The organism is Aequorivita todarodis, assembly GCF_028561335.1.
Classification (GTDB): Bacteria; Bacteroidota; Bacteroidia; order Flavobacteriales; family Flavobacteriaceae; genus Aequorivita; species Aequorivita todarodis.
Genome location: NZ_JAQQTG010000045.1, coordinates 21,845 through 39,537, shown reverse-complemented (window position 1 = coordinate 39,537; position 17,693 = coordinate 21,845). Strand labels below are relative to the sequence as shown.

Genomic DNA, 17,693 nt, shown 5'->3' with positions numbered 1-17,693 from the left:
TTACTCCAAATTGACTACTGACTACTGCGTACTGATTTACTGACGTTTGGATATTTCATCACGTACACTTGCAGCTTTCTCGTAGTTTTCGTTTTTTACGGCTTCTTCCAGCATTTTGTTCAATTCATTCAGGCTTAGCTTGCTGTAATCCTCACCGGCCGGTTTTACCGATTCCTTGTCTTCGCCTAAGATCAAATTTTCAATAACCGCTTCTTCTTTTTTTGAAAGCGTTTTTTTGGAAGTTGACGTTTTCAGATAAATTCCAGCTTTGTCAAGAATATTTTTATAGGTAAAAATAGGGGCCTTAAACCGAAGTGCCAACGCAATGGCATCACTGGTACGGGCGTCTATTATTTCTTCAATTTTGTCGCGTTCGCAAATGATGCTTGAATAGAAAACGCCGTCCACCAATTTGTGGATAATTACCTGTTTCACCACAATATCGAAACGATCCGCAAAGTTTTTAAAAAGGTCGTGCGTCAATGGGCGTGGGGGGGTTATTTCCTTTTCAAGCGCAATGGCGATGGACTGTGCCTCAAAAGCGCCGATCACTATTGGCAGTTTGCGCTCTCCATCCACTTCGTTGAGGATAAGGGCATAGGCGCCATTTTGTGTTTGGCTGTAGGATATTCCTTTTATGGTAAGTTTTACTAAACTCATTCTTCAAAAATCAGGAGTCGTTATTTAATACGCTGTGTTCAGTTAAACAATTGATTATAAAAGTAACGAATAAAAAAACAATAAAAAAGGCTGTTTAAATTTGGATGTTTCCGTATCTAAACAGCCCTTTTTCGAGGCACAAATTAATAAAAAATTATGCGTTTTGCGCTTTAAATTCCTTTAATTTTTCGGTGAGTTTTGGCACTATTTCAAAAGCATCGCCCACTATGCCGTAGTCTGCGGCCTTAAAGAAAGGGGCCTCGGGGTCGTTGTTGATGACCACTTTCACTTTTGAAGCATTTATCCCGGCCAAATGCTGGATCGCTCCCGAAATACCTATGGCGATGTAAAGATTTGAAGCCACGGGTTTTCCCGTTTGCCCCACGTGCTCGCTATGCGGTCTCCAGCCCATGTCGCTCACGGGCTTGGAGCAAGCTGTGGCCGCGCCCAGAACCTTGGCCAAATCTTCAATCATTCCCCAGTTTTCAGGGCCTTTTAGGCCACGGCCGCCGGAAACCACTATTTCGGCATCGGCGATGGTTACTTTGTCGGTCGCTTTATCTACGGAAACGATTTCCATATCAAAATCGTGGGCATCGAGGTTTGGCGAAAAGGCTTCGGTGGAAGCAGAAGTCTCGTTTTCCTTTAAACCATAACTATTTTTACCTAAACCGATTAATTTAATATCGGTTTTAATTTCGGTGCTTGCAAATGCCTTATTTGTGAAAACGCTGTGTTTTACCTTAAATGGCGAGGTGCTTTCGGGCAGTGCCACTACATTGGGCACATAGCCTGCATTGAGGTTTACCGCCAATAAGGGGGCGAGGAATTTGTCGTTGGCGCTGGTAGAGAGTACGATTACCTTGGCATCTTCCTTTTTGGCAGCCTGCGCAATGGCATCGGCATAGGCTTCGGCGTTGAACTTTTTTAATTTATCGTTGGAAACCTCCAGTACTTTTGAGGCGCCGTATTTGCCCAATTCGGAAGTATCATTTGCGTTGACGGCAACGGCAGTAACGGAAGTTCCCATTTGGTCTGCGATACCCTTTGCATAAGAAACTGCTTCCAGGGCGATTTTCTTTATTTTTCCTTCTTCTGATTCGGTATATACTAAAACTGACATAATTTTGATTTTGAGTTCTTAAAAGCCCCTCCTTGAGGAGGGATTTAGGGAGGTGTTTTTGAAATGAAATTCGAAATAGAAAACATCCCCTAGCCCCCTTCGAAGGGGAAATTGTTTGGATTCTTAAATTACCTTTGCTTCATTGTGAAGCAAGTTTACCAATTCGTCAACATTGTCGACCAATTTTACGGCGCCTTTTGGAGCCGGTTTTTGGAATGATACCGTATTTGTTTCGGCATTTGCATCAACGGGTTCCTTTACGTTCAGCGGTTTGGTGCGGGCCTGCATGATGCCGCGCATGTTGGGGATGCGAAGATCGCTTTCCTCAACCAAACCTTTTTGGCCGCCAATTACCAATGGGAGTGATGTTTTAAGGGTTTCCTTTCCGCCGTCAATCTCGCGGATTGCGGTGGCTTTATCGCCTTCCACTTCCAGGCCGATGCAGGTGTTTACGAAATTTGCCCCAATTAATTTTGCGAGCATGCCGGGAACCATCCCGCCGTTGTAATCAATGGATTCACGACCGCCGATTATTAAATCGTAATTGCCTTCTTTTGCAACATTTGCAAGTTGTTTTGCCACAGAAAAACCGTCGGTTGCGGCAGTGTTTATGCGTATGGCCTCATCGGCGCCAATGGCTAAGGCCTTGCGCAGAGTGGGCTCGGTTTCGGGGCCACCAACGTTTACCACATGTACGGTTGCGCCCTGTTTTTCCTTAAACCACATGGCTCGGGTAAGGCCAAACTCGTCGTTTGGGTTGATTACGAATTGCACCCCGTTTGTGTCAAACTTGGTATCGCCATCGGTAAAATTAATTTTGGAGGTGGTGTCCGGTACGTGACTTATACAGACTAATATTTTCATCTTTTGAAGTGTTTTTTGGATTGTAAAATATAGGCAAATTAAGCTTTGAAATAAGTTTGAAATTGCTCGTGTGCGAAGTTACGGATAATTTTGGCTTTTTTTGTTATGCGCGCATAGGAAATTTATGGAGATGCTAAAGAAAAAACCACACCGGCCAACTTCTCCCCAGATAGTTGGTGGTGTGGTTTTAGGTAAAAAGGGTGTTTTAAGAAGTTATTCTTTTATGGATTTTTTGGTTATTGTGCCTTTGTTGGTTTCAATATATATAATGTAGACCCCAGCGGAAAGTTCAGAAATATCATACCCATTTTGCAAAGGATAGCTTTTTACCAATTTCCCGAAGCTGTTGTAAATGGAAATTTTTTCAATTGAAATCCTGCTGTCGATAAAGAAGGATTTTTTAGTGGGATTGGGGTAGAGATTAAAATTGCTGGTATCAGTATTTAAATCAGCGAACCCTAATCCGTCATTTGTCAACTTCACGATCCAATAATCACTTTGTCCATGATTTTGTGTTACATCTCCATCATTAGAATTTGACCATCCTGCAGTTATGAATCCTCCATCTGTGGTTTGACAGATTGTCCAAGCTCCATCTGTATCAGTTCCACCCATTGATTTTTGCCATTGAATATTTCCATCATTATCTAATTTTACTACCCAAGCATCAGTATTTCCGTGATTTCCAGAAACATCCCCATCATTGGAATATGTGTAAGAGGTAACTATGTATCCTGTATCGGTTGTTTGTTGAATTGAACCATTGTATTCGTTACTTGAACCGCCAAGCGCCTTTTGCCATTCTATATTTCCTGTTGAATTTAGTTTTACAACCCAATAGTCACTTGCTCCATGATTTTCAGAAATATCACCATCGAAAGAAAAGGCGTATCCAGAAACTATATAGCCTCCCTCATTTGTTTGCTGTATTTTATCGGCATACTCTATATCACTACCACCAAGGGTTTTTTGCCAAACAAAATCGCCGTTGGAATTTAACTTAATAACCCAATAATCAGATTCACCATGAAATCCACTAATGTTTCCGTCGTTAGAGAAAGTTTCACCTCCAACTATATATCCTCCATCAGTAGTTTGTTGAATTGAAGTGGGAATGTCAACGTCTGTTCCACCATACGATTTCTGCCATTGGATAGCTCCATTTATATCTAACTTAAGTATCCAATAATCACAATATCCCAAATTTTGAATAATATCCCCATCAATAGAATATGCATATGCTGCAACTATGAAACCTCCGTCAGCAGTTTGTTGAACTGAACTGGCACCATCAGTATTTGATCCTCCATATGACTTTTGCCATTGAATATTTCCATTTGGATCTAATTTAAAAATCCAAGCATCCTTATCTCCCTGGTTTCCATCTACATCACCGTCGTTTGATTCAGAATCTGCTAAAATTATATAACCCCCATCAGATGTTTGCTTCACTGAACGGCCAGAATCGTATCCTGAACCACCATAGGAATGTTCCCACTGTATTTCTCCAATGTCATTTAATTTTACAATCCAAACATCATAATCTCCATGGTTATTGGTTACATCCCCATCATTTGATTTTGATGATCCTGCAATAATGTAACCACCATCATTTGTTTGCTGGATGGAAAAGGCATTATCTCGATCCGAACCTCCGATTGATTTCTGCCATTGAATATCTGATTGGGCATAGGTGGCTATGCCGTAGAAAAGTATAAGTCCAATGAGGATATAGTTTTTCATAGTCTATTTTTAAATAATTATTCTATCATTAATTTTTGGATAGCTATTCCACCTTCACTCTGGATGTTTACGAGGTACATCCCGTAAGAAAGCCCCGTCACATCATACCCATTTTGCGAAGGAAAGATCCTTACCAACTTCCCAAAAATGTCGTAAATGGAAACTTTTTCAATCAATATCCTGCTGTCTATAAAAAACGATTTGTTTGTGGGGTTTGGGTAGAGGTTAAAGTTTGAGGAATTGAATTCCTCTATGCTTAGCGCATCACATTCCGCTTGTGTCTCTACATAAGTAGCTGTTGGGTCTTTTTGCCAGTTTGCAGGGATGTTGTTTTTGTCGTCAACAAAAATGCAGGTCAAATTTGGACTGTCCGTAACATTAATAAGACTGAACTCGTTCGCATTGTTGCCGTTGCGTACATCTACGGTGCTTAGTCCAGTATTCCAGCCGAAAAGACGCAAAAAATTTGAGCAGGCACTAAGGTCCAACTCGCCCGTGATTTGTGGGAGGTTGTAAATACCCAAATAGTTTAGGTTGGGAAAGGATTCATAAATATTGGTAATATCACCCGATAAATAATTATCGTTTAACCATAGTGCTTCCAACTCGCTCCAATTGGCAAATGATAAGGGTATAGAACCAGAAAGACTGTTCTCTTCCAGGGATATTAGTTTCATTTTTAAACAATTGCCGAGTTCAGGGGGAATGGTTCCAGTTAATTCATTTGACCAAAAAACCAATCTATTGATCTCAGACAGGTCACCAATCTCAGAAGGGATGGTTCCAACCAAATTATTGAATTCCATATTAAGTTCCGTTACATGGTCTGTTCCTCCAATATTTTCAACCACAACCCCAAACCAAGTGGAAACAGGATTCCCGCTCCCCCAATTAGTGTTGTCCACCCAGTTTGCCCCATCGGTGCTGTTGTAGAGCGCCATAAGCGCATCGCGTTCTATTTGGGGCACTTGGGCGTTTGTCATTGTGCCGCATAAAAGGGCAAGGCCGATCAGGATATAATTTTTCATAATTTTATTTTTAAATGGTTATTCGATTATTAATTTTTGGGTCGTTGTTCCTTTTTTGTTTTCAATATTGATAATGTACATCCCTTGGGAAAGGCCTGAAACATCATACCCATTTTGCGAAGGATAGGATTTTACCAATTTTCCAAAGGTGTTGTAAATGGAAATTTTTTCAATTGAAATCCTGCTGTCGATAAAAAATGATTTATTTGTGGGATTGGGGTAGAGTTCAAAGTTTGAGGCGCTGAATTCTTTAATGCTTAGCGCATCACATTCTGCCTGGGTTTCTACATAGGTTGCCGATGGGTCTTTTTGCCAGTTGCCGGGAATATTATTTTTATCGTCAACGAAAATGCAGGTTAAATTTGAATTATTTTGAACCCGCAGAGTCTCTATTCCTGGATTGTTGCCATTTCTCAGATCTAAACTTGAAAGGTTGTTATCCATAAGAAATACCAACCTTAGGTTTTCATTCGCACTTAAATTCAAAGTGCCCACAAAAGTATTCCCATCTAAATATAACCTTTCTAAATTTGGCATAGAAGCATAAATATTTGTTGCGCTGCCTGTAAGATTATTTCCACTAAAATACAAACTTTCCATTGCCGTGAGACTGGCATATTCTATAGGAATAGTGCCGTCAAAATTATTGTAGTCGAGTGCCAATACGGTAAGTTTGGTGCAATTGGAAAGAAAAACGGGCAAATTCCCGGATAATTGATTGTCATAAAACCCCAAAAGAGTTAATTCAGTTAAGTTGGCTAGCTCTGAAGGTATTGCGCCTGAAAGATTGTTACTTGGTAAATTTACCCAAATAACATGATCTGTTCCGTTCACATTTTCAACCGTTATGCCGTACCATGTAGAGACAGGATTCCCGCTCCCCCAATTGGTATTGTCCACCCAGTTTGCGCCGTCGGTACTGTTGTAGAGTGTCATAAGGGCATCGCGCTCTATTTGAGGTACTTGGGCGTTTGTCAAGATGCCACCTAAAAGGGCAAGACAGGGAATCAAATATTTTTTCATGGTATTTTGTTTATATTTTAATTGAAGATTATTTTTTTACGAATCTTTTTCTCACTACTCCTTCATCTGTTTCTATAATTATTAAATATACCCCAGCAGAAAGTTGAGAAACGTTCAGTTGGTCAGATGCTTTACTTCGCAATAATTCTTGTCCTGAGATATTGTAAATTTTAATATCATTAACAATTTCCCCAAGGTCTCCTTTAATGTTCAGAAAGTGATCTGTAGGATTGGGATAAAGTGCAAATGATAAAGGTTTCTCGGAGTCTGTAACATCCAGGGCAGAGCATTCCGCTTCGGTTTCTACGTAAGTTGCGGTATTGTCCTTTAACCAAGTTGAGGGAATATTGTTGACATCATCAACATAAATACAAGTCAAAGAAGGGTTTTGGGTTACATCCAGTGTGGTAATGTTATTGTTATTCCCATTTCTTAGGTCGAGATAATATAAATTACAACCTAGGCCGTAAAAAATTTCCAAAGATGGATTGTTCGAGAGGTCCAAATAGAAAATATTTGTATCCGTTACATTTAAAGCAGTTAAGGAAGGATAATTGGAGAGATCCAGAGAATTTAAATTTGGGTTCCAACCACATAAAAATGTTTCCATTTGAGGATTGTTTGAGGTATTTATATTTGAAATATCGTTTTCCCAGCACTTAACTTCCTTTAGATTTATATTATGGGAAATGTTTAAGGTGCCAATAATATCATTGGTGCCGCAATCCAAGTTTTGCAAGGTTGTAAAATCCTGTATTCCATTAAGATGGGCAATTCCTTTTTCACTCACATCCAGTTGGGTTACGGTTTCTATATTGGCTGTTAATACCTTCCCGTCAATAGCTGTATCATAACCCAAATCTATAAGTGCCTGTTCAAAATTCATGTCGGGAATTAAGGTGTAATCCATTAAGGTATTGCATTGAGTTTCATCTTCACCAAAACTTGCCCGTGGATCCACGTCCCACTCAAATGGGATGTTGTTGATATCCTCCACAAGTACACAGGTAAGATTAGGATTGTCTATTGCCTGTAACCCGTTTGGGCCATTGTTCCCATTGCGTGTATCAATGGTCTGTAGCGTGGTATTGTTGCAGGTTATGTCGCTTAAAGTAGGGCTACTGGTCAGATCTAAATCGGTTAGTGGGTTTCCACTGCAATCCACGGAGATTAGCGACTGCAGTGGGCTAATATCGAGGTCGGTCAATTGATTGTCTTTGCAGCTCAGTTGCGTTATGGCTTGGTTAGCGGTGAATTCCAATTGTGTTAACTGGTTGTTTGAGCAGGATAACCAATCCAGTGCCAAGTTTTGGGAAATATCCAAAGAGGATAAGAGGTTTTGCCAACAAATTAGATACTCCAAATTGGGGCAATTTGTAACATCTATGGCAGTTATCAAATTGGCGCTGCATTCCAAAACAGTCAATAAAGGATTATTACTTAAATCTAAAATACCTGTTATTTGATTGTTCCGTATTCTAAGGGATTCTAAAAGTGGATTCTGAGAAACATCTACTTGGGTAAGATTGGCGTCTAAACAATAGAATTCCTTGAGGTTGGAATTGTTGGTCACATCAACATAACTTATTGAAGGGCACCCGAATTGTAATACCTCCAAATTCACATTTGCAGAAATATCCAAAGCAGTCAAGGGTTGCGATGGTAAAAGGTTTAAGAATTCCAAATTCATATTCTGGCTCAGGTCAATTGATGTGTAGTTATTATAACCCGCCCACAATGATTCCAAAGCTGAAAAGTCTTGAATCCCGGTCATATCGTTAATGTTTTTATCGAACACATCCAGTTCCAGGACCCCATCAATATTATCGGTAAGTACCTGTCCATCGAGCACGGTGTCATAGCCCAGGTCTATAAGGGCCTGTTCAAAGTTTGGATCCGGAATGACAGTATATTGTGCGAAGGCGCAGGAACCAATGAGTAATAGGAGGAGGGTAATTTTTTTCATAGATATAAATATTAAAATTTAATGATAAAGTATTGTGTAGTTGATATTCAAATTTCTTTAAGGAAACAGTTCATCTGTTCCTTAAAGTTTCTACTACGTTTTTTACTTACTTTCCCTTCGACAGAATATCCGTTGGAGCTTTTTGCCTGATACATTAAAAGGGTTTCAGTTGCCAGTTTTTGAATATCATCTTTTGTGAGTTCTCCAATTAATTGATTCGTGACGGAATATATTCCTAAATGATTACTATTCCCTTTATTAATAATGGTTATTGGTACTTTAATGATACTGTTTTCGGTTTTTAAAACAAAAGACCCATTATTTTCAAAAATTGGATCAAAATTGACCATCCTTGAAGTGGCTACCTGATGAATCACTTCTAATGCTGCATATAGTTTGTTGTCGTTCTCAGAATCCTTAGTTACCAACAATTTAATGTTACATTCTTTATCCCTTTCATTGGTCATAAGGGATCCAATTTTCCATCCCCAAGCTTCTTCGGTAACCTCAGTGATGGGATCGGTTTTTGTTCTATAGGCCTCACATTTTTGAGCATATATGAATGGAGATATAAATAATAGAACTGTAATTAATAATATTTTTTTCATATTAATCATGTGTTTTAAATTATGACCTACTCCAATGTTTTAGTTGGTGTTTCGGCTTTGACCCAACATTTTTTATTTTTTAAAGACTTTTTACTAAACTTATTCATCCACCCCAAAACAATAAACCTTTACCGAAGCTCCAGGGGTATATTCTATATCTTCGTGTGGGATAAGGGCATACTCGCCTTTGCCTATTTTGTCCAAAGTGATTTCATAGATATTGTCCTTTATTTTTTTCATTTCAAATGAAACTTCATTTTCATCTGCTTTTCTAGCGCCACCGGTCATAGATCTGCTAGACAATAAAAATTTACGCACATCGGTATATTTCATTGCCTTCATAACAATAAAATAATCTTCGGGGTCTTCTTTTCCTTCAAATTTTACTATTATTTTGGGAACTTCATCCTTATCAAATCGGATGTCGCTTTTTCCACTAAGAATGGTTAAAAATGTCTTTGTCCCACCTAAACCAAAACCTTCCACCTTTGAAACTATCTCAGCCTTTGCTTTTTCAAAATCAACTAACACTCCATTGGCTGGATAATAAGGCTTTTGGGCATATTCTGGAGTAAGGCTTTCGCTATTGGTTTCTTTGTTTACATAAGTCCAGGTTCCATCAGTTTTTAAAAGGACTTTTTCGCCATCGGTTGTAGTTGCCTTTTTCGACTGTGCAAAAGAAAAGGTAATAGCTGTGAAGAATAATAAAATTGGGAGGAGCTTTTTCATTTTTAGTATATTTAATTGTTTGGTATGCAAACAAACCCGAGGAGTTTGACTATGCTAAAATGAAATAATCAGTCCTTTTAAAAAACTAAAAATGAAAATCCACCCAAACCAAATGAAAATCTGCTACTTAAACTTTCGGTAGAGCAGTTCAAAACGTTTTTCCACTTCCGGCTTGTAGGTTTTGGAGATATGGCAAACGTGTTCGCCTATTTTTAATCGGTTGCCATTAATCCTGCCTTGGAGGACGGCAGGGGAGAGGTTTACGATTTCACTTTCGTTGATCCGGATAAAGGTCAGCGGCAGTTTTCCGGCAATGTCGGCAAGGGAAGTGGGAAGATAGTACGACTGCCCATCCCAAGTTTCAAGACGAAGGTAATTGGTGCGTAGTTTTATATAGCAGGGGCGGCCTTTTAACTTGGTCTTTGACTCGTTGAGTTTATTGGAATTGGTGGTAATTATCGCTATTTTTTCATAAGGAAGCGGTACTTGCGATACCTGTTGCCGTCCGTGGTCCTTGGTGTTTTCCAGATAATCGGTAAAGCACAGGATGGCATCGGCGGCCGGTGTGGGCTGCTTGCTATTTCTTGCCAGGGCGGTCTGTATGGCCCTCACCACTTGTTTGGTGTCCAAATGGGGCTTGGTCTTTACCAGGAAGTTGTCGTGTTGTGTTTTTAAGCCTTCAAAAAAGGTTTCGCTATCGTCGTAATCGGTTACGTAAATAAAGGGAATTTTATAGGTGGAGGACAAGATTTTACCCAAATCTATACCCGTTGCCTCGTCTTCCAGATCAATATCGAGCAGTGCAATGTCCGGCAATTTGTTCTGGATGCGCTCCAATGCCTTTTCCACGCTTGGCGTATAGCCATCAACGCTGTAGTTTTCTTCGGTCAAGGCCATGGAGAGGCGCTTGTAAAGGATGGCTTTGTCTTCTACGATTAGGATGTGGGCTTTGGGTTTCATGTGAGGAGATGTTAAATATTTATTTTTTTTTTGACTTAAGACTGAAGGACATAGGACATAAGACTAATGGTATTTGCAATTATTATCGATTTCGGTTTTGTCCCGATAGCAATCGGGATCGATTTCGTTTCTCAATTTCGACTTCATTTGGGAAAGGTGATGTCCATTCTCGTTCCATCGCTTCCATCCAGTTTAAAAGTGCCTTTGTATTCTTCGGTCAAGAGTTTTATGGTTTCCATCCCGAAGGAGTTTAAACTGTCAATATCAAAATCGGCAGGGAGCCCCTTGCCGTTGTCGGCCAAGTGCAAGTGATAGGCATTTGGCGTTTCCTTCAAATGTATAAAAATTGTGCCTTTTTCGTTATTGGGGAAGGCATATTTATAACTATTGGTAACAAATTCATTCACGATGAGCCCGATGGGGAAGGAGGTGTCTGCCCGCAGGTGGGTGTCGGCCACTTTTTCTTCCAAGGCAATATTTGGGTTGTCGTAGGCTCTTTTCACATTTTCCACCAAGGTGGAAATGTAGGTCCGTGCATTTACGCTGGTAACGTCTTCTTTTTTGTAAAGCTGCCGATGCACTTCAAACATACTGTTTATGCGGTTCTGCAGTTCGTCCAGCTTTGCCGCATATTCGGGTTCGGGGAATTTTCCCTTTGCGAGCGTGATAAAGAAGTCGATAAAGGAGAGGTTGTTCTTTAGGCGGTGGTGCAGCTCACGTTGCAAGTGCTCTACCTTGTCTTTCTGTTTTTCTATTTCCTTTTTTTGTTTTTTGTTTTTTCGATAGAAAACAAGGAAAATGCCGAGTGCTGCCAAGGAAACGGCAAGACCGCCGCCGAGGGCCCATTTGTTTGCCTTTTCCTTTTCGGTAAGCAAAATCTGCGCATCGTTTTTTTGTTTGAGCTGCAGGTTTTCCCTTTCAGTTTCCTCGGTCCGGAAACGGATGCCTACTGCTTGATGTAGGTTTCTTTTGTTTGCTGCGGCTATACTATCGTTAAGGGTAACCAAACGTAGGGCCTCTTCCTTTGGGTTTTCCTTTAATCTGCACAAAAGCGAAAGGGCTTCGGTCTGGGCATCTACCGCTTTTATTTGAAGACTTAAGGCATGCGCTTTTTTGGCAAAATCCAGTGCTGTTTTGGGTTGCGTTTTGGCGTGCCACGTTGCCAAATGAAGGTATGAGGTGAGCAAGCCCATTTTGTCGTCCTGGCTTTCCCGGATCTGCAATCCCATTTCCAAATACCTCAGCCCTTTTAGCGGATTATTTTTGGATAGGGTAAACCCGTAGTTGTCAAAAAGAAAAGCACGGGTTTTCGGGGTCATGGCAAGCGAGTCGGTAAGGGCGGTTTCATAGGTCTGCAAAGCTTCCTGCCCATTAGCTGCTTTTCTGTATGTATTGGCAATATTGTTCAAAATGCCGGCTTTAAGGTCGGTTTCCTGTGTATAGGAAAGCGCCGTTTGGAACGATTTTATGGCATTGTCATAATCCATTAAATCCTGAAACGTATTGCCCAGGGCGCGGTACAGGTTTGCGGTCAGGACGGAATCACTACTTTTATCGTGCGCGCTAAGTCCTTTTGTGGCAGAAAGCTGTGCTCCTGTGTAGTCGCCCATTTCATATTGAAGGGTAGAGAGGTTCAAAAGCATGTTTGCGGCTTTTAGCGAATCGTTGGACATAAGGGCCAGCTCGATTCCGATAATATAAGTTTGTAGTGCCGCCCCCCGTTGTGATGATTTATTCTGAAGAAACGCTTTTTTATAATATCCGTCAACAAGACAAGCGGTATCTTTTTTTGAGGCGCATAGCGCAATCATTTTTTCTGAAAAGATAAGGGCGCTATCCAACTGGTTTTTTCCGAACGCCGCTCTAATTTTGTTGGTCAATTGGTTCAGGGCAATTACCTCTTTTCCCGATAATCGGGTTTTTGCGCTCCGTTCCTGGGAATGCGCCACTTCACTTCCAAACAAAAGAAGCATAAACATAATGACGAGGAGTACCATTTTGTCCATAAAAACGGGGAAGCATTATAACTGAATAATTCTTCCCCACAATTTACATAAATTTTAAGATTTAAATAGGATTTGATGCTCCCGTAGTGTTTTCGCCCGTGTCTGTTTGCACATCGGTTTGTTCCAACAGGGGTTGCGGCGTACAGGAGCCCAGGTTTATGCCAAGCAGTAGTACCATGGCACAAAAAAATACTGTTTTTTTCATCGCTCTTTTATTTAGAGGTTAAACAAAGTATCCTTGTGCCGCGCGGCTTTAAAGTGGGTGGAAGGGGACCATCGGATTTTTTTTCAACGTTCCCACAACGTTGCTGGTCCGCTTCCTTTTGTACATGGTAAAATTAAGTTGGGGGAAAAGAGAAAAGGTTCCAATTTTGGAACCTCGGGGTGGAAATTTTGGAACTTTTGGTTTAAATAATGGCCATTTTCTGAAGTTTCAACAAAAGTTGCTTTTCATTGGCCACGTCCATCTTTTCAAATATAGTGTGAAGGCGTTTGTTGACCGATTTGTATTTAATGGGCATTTTGCCCGTTTCGTAAAGCGTGTCCCAATCGGTTATTGCATTTATATCGGGAAGAAATGCTATGATTTTTTCATCAATATGGTCCAATTGTTCGGCAAATAAGAACCTTTGTTTTTGGCTGTGGTGCACTTCCTGGCTGTAATAGGTATTGCCGTTCATTATTTTTGAAATGGCGAGTATCAATTCGTCCGTGCTGTCCCGGGCCTTTAGCACATAGCCTTCGGGCTCGAAGTTTTTCAGTACGGGATGGATAAACTGTGGCTCGTCGTGCGAAGAATAGACAATGCGCGGCAAACCGTAATTTAGGGTTTTTATTTTCTGAAGCAGCGCGCTGCCGTCTTTCAATATGCGCGACGCTGGCTGTCTTCTGAAGGTGAGGTCGGTAATTAAAAGATTTACCGGAAATTCCACTTTTGAGGCATTCAAAATCCGGAAACCTTCGTCGCAATCAAAGGCCGTGGAAATCCGCAAATCCGGAAAGGCGGCCGCAATCCGCTTTGCGAGATTTTCGAGCGTGTCCTGTTCATCTTCAACTATTAAAATGTGTTCCATATTATAGGGTTATAAAAATTCCTATTTCGCTGCCTTGGTTTTTTACCGCATCAAACCTGATGGTTCCCTTTATCTCGTTCGCCCGCATGCGCATGTTGCCGATGCCGTGGCCTTTTTTAAGGTCTTCGTCCGTAAAGCCAATGCCGTTGTCGGTTATGGTTACGTCAATCTTTTTATTTCGTTTTTGGAATTTGACGGAAGCCTGCGTCGCCTTTGAATGGTTCTTAATATTTGAAATAGCCTCGCTGATAATTAGGTACAGGTTTCGTTTGATGGTGTCGTCCACTTCGGCCCATTTTATTGAGCTTATGCCGTCGTGGGTAATCTTGAGGGCGCTGCTGTTATAGTCGTACAATAGGTTTATGATCTGGTCGTCAAACTCTTCCTGTGAAAATGGAATCTGAAAAAGCTCGTGCGAAAGCAAACGGATGTTTTCCTTAATGTCGCGGGTTCGCCGGGCGAGTTCCATTTCACCTTTTTCTTCCAGTGCGCCCGCAATTTTTTCAAGTTCCTTGGCCTTGGTGCTGTGCAGGTCGGCACCTATTTTTTCGTGTTCTTTTTGTTTGGCGCGGGCCAGGCTTATAATGTGCTCGTCCCGCAATTTGCGCCGGCGGGTTTTGGAATAATAAAAAAAGCCGATGAGGCCGAGTATGGCGGTGCCTGCCAGGATACCATAAGTTAAATTAAGGTTTGTGGCGCGTTGCACCGCAAGTTCTTTTTCGGCGTTCTGTTTTTTTAGGGCGAGGTTTTCTTTTTCCTTTTTTTCGGTTTGGTATTTTGTATCGAGTTCAGCCACACTTTCTGATTGGCTTTTGGATAAAATATCATAGGCCAAGCGAAAATATTTTTTGTGATAATGCAGTGATTTTTCAAAATCCTTTTTGCCTTCATAAATCATTGATAGCAAAATATAGGCACTTCTTTCAGATGTTTCTGGCAAAGCCACTCTATCAATGGTATCATTCAAGGTTTTTAAAATTATTTTTTCTGCTTCATTGTATTTTCCCTCGTTTACTTTCAGAAAAGTAAGATTGACTTCAATAGCATTCCTACCGGCCTTACTATCTAATTCGTTAGCGATTTTTAAGGCTTTATAATAATATTCATAGGCCTTTTTAGTGTTTCCTGTTCTATTGTAAGTACCAGCTATGCTTATCATTACGTCAAGGATATATATTCTGTCTCCATAATTTTCTAACATTTTTAAAGCCTTAAAGTTGTATTCCAGGGCTTTGTCAGGAATTCTCATTCGTGAATAGGTTGTGGCCAGACCTCTGTAGTGGTTTAAGTTGGTAAGAAAGAAGTCCTTTCCTTCCGATATTAATAATGCTTCTTTATAAAATTCTTCAGCTTTTTCATTATTGTTCAACCACATATAATTGCCCGCGATAATTCCCAAAGCATCCGATTCTTCTTTTAGGTTATTTTTCTTTTCAGCAAAATCTCTTGCTTTTAATGCATATTGGGTCGATATGGTATAATCATTTTGGTTTTGATTGACTATAGCCAAGTTTATATAAACCTTGCCTATATAATCTAAGTTATTCTGGGAGCAGATATCCAAGGCCTTTGTGTAAGCATCCTCGGCTTTTTCATAAAGTTGAAATTTGTTGTAAATTCCTCCCAATCCGTTGTAATCCTTAGCAAGATTTAAATAATCTTTGTTTTTTAAATTGATTTTATGTGACTTATGAAAATATTCCAACGCTTTAATAGAATCTCTCTTTTTTTCAAATTCCTTAAGCAAAAGTTGATACCCATAAACCAAGTTTTTTTCATCTTTGGTCTCGTTGGCAATTTTTAAAAGTTCATCATAATAAATTTGGGTTTCTTCCAGCGCATTAATTTCAGAAGATTTTTCGCAAAGTTTCTTTAGAATTTTAAGCCGTGCGGTTGTGTTATGTGTTGCATGTAAAACCGCCTTCAAACTATCAATCCTCCCCTGCTGCGAAAAGGAAAATGAGGAAACAATAAAAAAAGAAGTGAGGAGTAAAATTCTTTTCATAGGCTGAAGGGTCAGTGTATAAAAATAAAAGTTAAAATTCTGTTAATCAAATAATTTTCAAGGAATTCAAAAACGCATATTTTCATCCAAAAACGTACAATTTTCAGCAGGAATGGCTACTTTTTCATTAAGAAATTGACCCACAGTCGAAATTTCTCTTTTTAGGGATTTTAAATTTTCGGTCTAAACAGAACAAAAACCACCATTTAACCAAATTTTAAGCACAAACCAATAATTAGTTTTATTTTTGTTGTCCGTTTGTTAGACGTTAGACGTTAGACGTTAGACGTGAGACGTGAGAGGTTTGAGGTGAGAGGGAAGGGAACTCGGTTGCGTATTTAGCGGGTTTGGAATTTATTGGGAATAAAAAATAGAAATAATTAATAAGTAATATTTTGAAAACACTACAATTCAGAGAGGCAATAGCCGAGGCGATGAGCGAAGAGATGCGTCGCGACGAATCCATATATCTAATGGGCGAGGAAGTGGCCGAGTACAATGGCGCCTATAAGGCCAGTAAGGGCATGCTCGACGAGTTTGGCCCTAAACGGGTAATTGATACGCCCATTTCAGAAAATGGTTTTTCGGGAATTGCCATCGGCTCTGCCATGAACGGCAACCGGCCCATTGTTGAATATATGACCTTTAACTTTTCGCTGGTAGCGATTGACCAAATAATTAACAACGCCGCCAAAATGCGCCAGATGAGCGGTGGGCAGTTCAATATCCCTATCGTTTTCCGGGGGCCAACTGCTTCCGCAGGGCAACTTGCCGCCACGCACAGCCAGGCTTTTGAGAGCTGGTATGCCAACTGTCCGGGCCTAAAAGTAGTGGTGCCCAGCAACCCCGCCGATGCAAAAGGTTTGTTGAAAAGTGCCATCCGCGATGACGACCCCGTAATTTTTATGGAGAGTGAGCAGATGTACGGCGACAAGGACGAGGTGCCCGAAGGCGAATATCTAATCCCCCTTGGCGTGGCAGATATAAAGCGAAAAGGGAGCGATGTAACCGTTGTTTCCTTCGGAAAAATAATAAAGGAAGCCTACAAAGCTGCCGAAACACTTGCCGAGGACGGCATCGAGTGTGAAATCATCGACCTGCGTACCGTTCGTCCTTTGGATTACCAAACCATTTTTGAATCGGTAAAGAAAACCAACCGTTTAGTGATTTTGGAAGAGGCCTGGCCTTTTGGAAATGTTGCTACTGAAATAACCTACCAAGTCCAAAACCAGGTTTTTGACTATTTGGATGCTCCAATTGTAAAGATTAATACTGCTGATACTCCTGCTCCATTTTCCCCTGTTTTATTGGAGGAATGGTTGCCAAATAGCGAAGATGTTGTTAAGGCGGTTAAGAAGGTTCTTTATAAATGAAAATTCCAAGCACCAAGCACCAAATAACAAATAAATTTCAAAAAGCAAATTCCAAAAAACAAAAATCAAACGTTAATTAATAATGTCGGAATCTTCAAATAATAAACCTTATGACCTGGAAGAACGGACTTTGTTATTTGCGAAAGACATTCGTATTTTCATTAAGAATTTAAAAATGACAATTGCCAATGTTGAAGATTCAAAACAATTGGTAAGGTCTTCCGGCTCCATCGGGGCAAATTATATTGAAGCGAATGAGGCGTTGAGCAAAAAAGACTTCAAATTTCGTGTTAAAATAAGTAGAAAAGAAGCAAAGGAAAGTGTTTATTGGCTTAGATTAATTGCTGAAACAAATGATTTGCCAAATGAAAAACAAGCCAAAGATTTGATTCAAGAAGCCACAGAATTAAAAAAGATCTTTTCGGCTATTATTGATAAATCCTAATTGTGCTTTTTGAATTTTGTTTTTTAAAAATTGTAATTTATTTGGAATTTGTTTTTTGTGATTTGGAATTTCATTTTATCGCTTAGC

16 protein-coding genes are annotated in these 17,693 nt (G+C 40.1%); 2 read left to right on the top strand and 14 right to left on the bottom strand.

Annotation, left to right across the window (positions count from 1 at the left end):
- Positions 1 to 36: 36 nt before the first annotated feature.
- The 14 genes from POV26_RS12255 to POV26_RS12190 form a co-directional block, all read right to left on the bottom strand.
- Positions 37 to 660 carry a bifunctional nuclease family protein gene (locus POV26_RS12255; protein ID WP_272856765.1) on the bottom strand — a complete coding sequence of 208 codons (624 nt, stop codon included), beginning with the start codon at positions 658 to 660 and terminating at the stop codon, positions 37 to 39.
- Positions 661 to 814: 154 nt separating this feature from the next.
- Positions 815 to 1,783 carry an electron transfer flavoprotein subunit alpha/FixB family protein gene (locus POV26_RS12250; protein ID WP_272856764.1) on the bottom strand — a complete coding sequence of 323 codons (969 nt, stop codon included), beginning with the start codon at positions 1,781 to 1,783 and terminating at the stop codon, positions 815 to 817.
- Between the two features lie 123 nt (positions 1,784 to 1,906).
- Positions 1,907 to 2,647: an electron transfer flavoprotein subunit beta/FixA family protein gene (locus tag POV26_RS12245; protein ID WP_272856763.1), complete on the bottom strand. Its 741-nt coding sequence runs from the start codon at positions 2,645 to 2,647 to the stop codon at positions 1,907 to 1,909.
- Between the two features lie 213 nt (positions 2,648 to 2,860).
- Positions 2,861 to 4,390: a T9SS type A sorting domain-containing protein gene (locus tag POV26_RS12240; protein ID WP_272856762.1), complete on the bottom strand. Its 1,530-nt coding sequence runs from the start codon at positions 4,388 to 4,390 to the stop codon at positions 2,861 to 2,863.
- A 17-nt stretch (positions 4,391 to 4,407) separates the two neighbouring features.
- Complete coding sequence (locus tag POV26_RS12235) at positions 4,408 to 5,418, bottom strand: T9SS type A sorting domain-containing protein (protein ID WP_272856761.1); 1,011 nt, start codon at positions 5,416 to 5,418, stop codon at positions 4,408 to 4,410.
- Between the two features lie 18 nt (positions 5,419 to 5,436).
- Positions 5,437 to 6,441, bottom strand: coding sequence for a T9SS type A sorting domain-containing protein (locus tag POV26_RS12230; protein WP_272856760.1), 1,005 nt, complete (start codon positions 6,439 to 6,441; stop codon positions 5,437 to 5,439).
- A 28-nt stretch (positions 6,442 to 6,469) separates the two neighbouring features.
- A complete protein-coding gene (locus POV26_RS12225; RefSeq protein WP_272856759.1) occupies positions 6,470 to 8,407 on the bottom strand; it encodes a T9SS type A sorting domain-containing protein in 1,938 nt (645 codons plus the stop codon).
- 47 nt (positions 8,408 to 8,454) lie between these two features.
- Complete coding sequence (locus POV26_RS12220; RefSeq protein WP_272856758.1) at positions 8,455 to 9,015, bottom strand: hypothetical protein; 561 nt, start codon at positions 9,013 to 9,015, stop codon at positions 8,455 to 8,457.
- A 99-nt stretch (positions 9,016 to 9,114) separates the two neighbouring features.
- On the bottom strand, positions 9,115 to 9,744 hold the full coding sequence (locus POV26_RS12215) for a hypothetical protein (RefSeq protein ID WP_272856757.1): 630 nt from the start codon (positions 9,742 to 9,744) through the stop codon (positions 9,115 to 9,117).
- A gap of 123 nt (positions 9,745 to 9,867) precedes the next feature.
- On the bottom strand, positions 9,868 to 10,704 hold the full coding sequence (locus tag POV26_RS12210; protein ID WP_272856756.1) for a response regulator transcription factor: 837 nt from the start codon (positions 10,702 to 10,704) through the stop codon (positions 9,868 to 9,870).
- A 143-nt stretch (positions 10,705 to 10,847) separates the two neighbouring features.
- On the bottom strand, positions 10,848 to 12,710 hold the full coding sequence (locus POV26_RS12205; RefSeq protein WP_272856755.1) for a tetratricopeptide repeat-containing sensor histidine kinase: 1,863 nt from the start codon (positions 12,708 to 12,710) through the stop codon (positions 10,848 to 10,850).
- A gap of 61 nt (positions 12,711 to 12,771) precedes the next feature.
- The gene (locus POV26_RS12200; protein ID WP_272856754.1) at positions 12,772 to 12,915 is read right to left on the bottom strand and encodes a hypothetical protein; all 144 of its coding nucleotides are present in this window, start codon (positions 12,913 to 12,915) and stop codon (positions 12,772 to 12,774) included.
- Positions 12,916 to 13,117: 202 nt separating this feature from the next.
- Positions 13,118 to 13,783, bottom strand: a complete 666-nt coding sequence (locus POV26_RS12195) for a helix-turn-helix domain-containing protein (protein WP_272856753.1) — start codon at positions 13,781 to 13,783, stop codon at positions 13,118 to 13,120.
- A gap of 1 nt (position 13,784) precedes the next feature.
- Complete coding sequence (locus POV26_RS12190) at positions 13,785 to 15,788, bottom strand: tetratricopeptide repeat-containing sensor histidine kinase (protein ID WP_272856752.1); 2,004 nt, start codon at positions 15,786 to 15,788, stop codon at positions 13,785 to 13,787.
- A gap of 395 nt (positions 15,789 to 16,183) precedes the next feature.
- Between POV26_RS12190 and POV26_RS12185 the strand changes: the two genes are divergently transcribed.
- Positions 16,184 to 17,161, top strand: a complete 978-nt coding sequence (locus POV26_RS12185; protein WP_272856751.1) for a pyruvate dehydrogenase complex E1 component subunit beta — start codon at positions 16,184 to 16,186, stop codon at positions 17,159 to 17,161.
- A gap of 130 nt (positions 17,162 to 17,291) precedes the next feature.
- Positions 17,292 to 17,606 carry a four helix bundle protein gene (locus tag POV26_RS12180; protein ID WP_272856750.1) on the top strand — a complete coding sequence of 105 codons (315 nt, stop codon included), beginning with the start codon at positions 17,292 to 17,294 and terminating at the stop codon, positions 17,604 to 17,606.
- Positions 17,607 to 17,693: the final 87 nt, after the last annotated feature.

Excerpts from the sequence above, each read along its gene's own strand:
- POV26_RS12190 (WP_272856752.1), bottom strand. The coding sequence starts at position 15,788 with ATGAAAAGAATTTTACTCCTCACTTCTTTTTTTATTGTTTCCTCATTT.
- POV26_RS12205 (WP_272856755.1), bottom strand. The coding sequence starts at position 12,710 with ATGGACAAAATGGTACTCCTCGTCATTATGTTTATGCTTCTTTTGTTT.
- POV26_RS12230 (WP_272856760.1), bottom strand. The coding sequence starts at position 6,441 with ATGAAAAAATATTTGATTCCCTGTCTTGCCCTTTTAGGTGGCATCTTG.
- POV26_RS12220 (WP_272856758.1), bottom strand. The coding sequence starts at position 9,015 with ATGAAAAAAATATTATTAATTACAGTTCTATTATTTATATCTCCATTC.
- POV26_RS12255 (WP_272856765.1), bottom strand. The coding sequence starts at position 660 with ATGAGTTTAGTAAAACTTACCATAAAAGGAATATCCTACAGCCAAACA.
- POV26_RS12195 (WP_272856753.1), bottom strand. The coding sequence starts at position 13,783 with ATGGAACACATTTTAATAGTTGAAGATGAACAGGACACGCTCGAAAAT.
- POV26_RS12250 (WP_272856764.1), bottom strand. The coding sequence starts at position 1,783 with ATGTCAGTTTTAGTATATACCGAATCAGAAGAAGGAAAAATAAAGAAA.
- POV26_RS12245 (WP_272856763.1), bottom strand. The coding sequence starts at position 2,647 with ATGAAAATATTAGTCTGTATAAGTCACGTACCGGACACCACCTCCAAA.
- POV26_RS12240 (WP_272856762.1), bottom strand. The coding sequence starts at position 4,390 with ATGAAAAACTATATCCTCATTGGACTTATACTTTTCTACGGCATAGCC.
- POV26_RS12215 (WP_272856757.1), bottom strand. The coding sequence starts at position 9,744 with ATGAAAAAGCTCCTCCCAATTTTATTATTCTTCACAGCTATTACCTTT.
- POV26_RS12225 (WP_272856759.1), bottom strand. The coding sequence starts at position 8,407 with ATGAAAAAAATTACCCTCCTCCTATTACTCATTGGTTCCTGCGCCTTC.
- POV26_RS12235 (WP_272856761.1), bottom strand. The coding sequence starts at position 5,418 with ATGAAAAATTATATCCTGATCGGCCTTGCCCTTTTATGCGGCACAATG.
- POV26_RS12210 (WP_272856756.1), bottom strand. The coding sequence starts at position 10,704 with ATGAAACCCAAAGCCCACATCCTAATCGTAGAAGACAAAGCCATCCTT.
- POV26_RS12200 (WP_272856754.1), bottom strand. The coding sequence starts at position 12,915 with ATGAAAAAAACAGTATTTTTTTGTGCCATGGTACTACTGCTTGGCATA.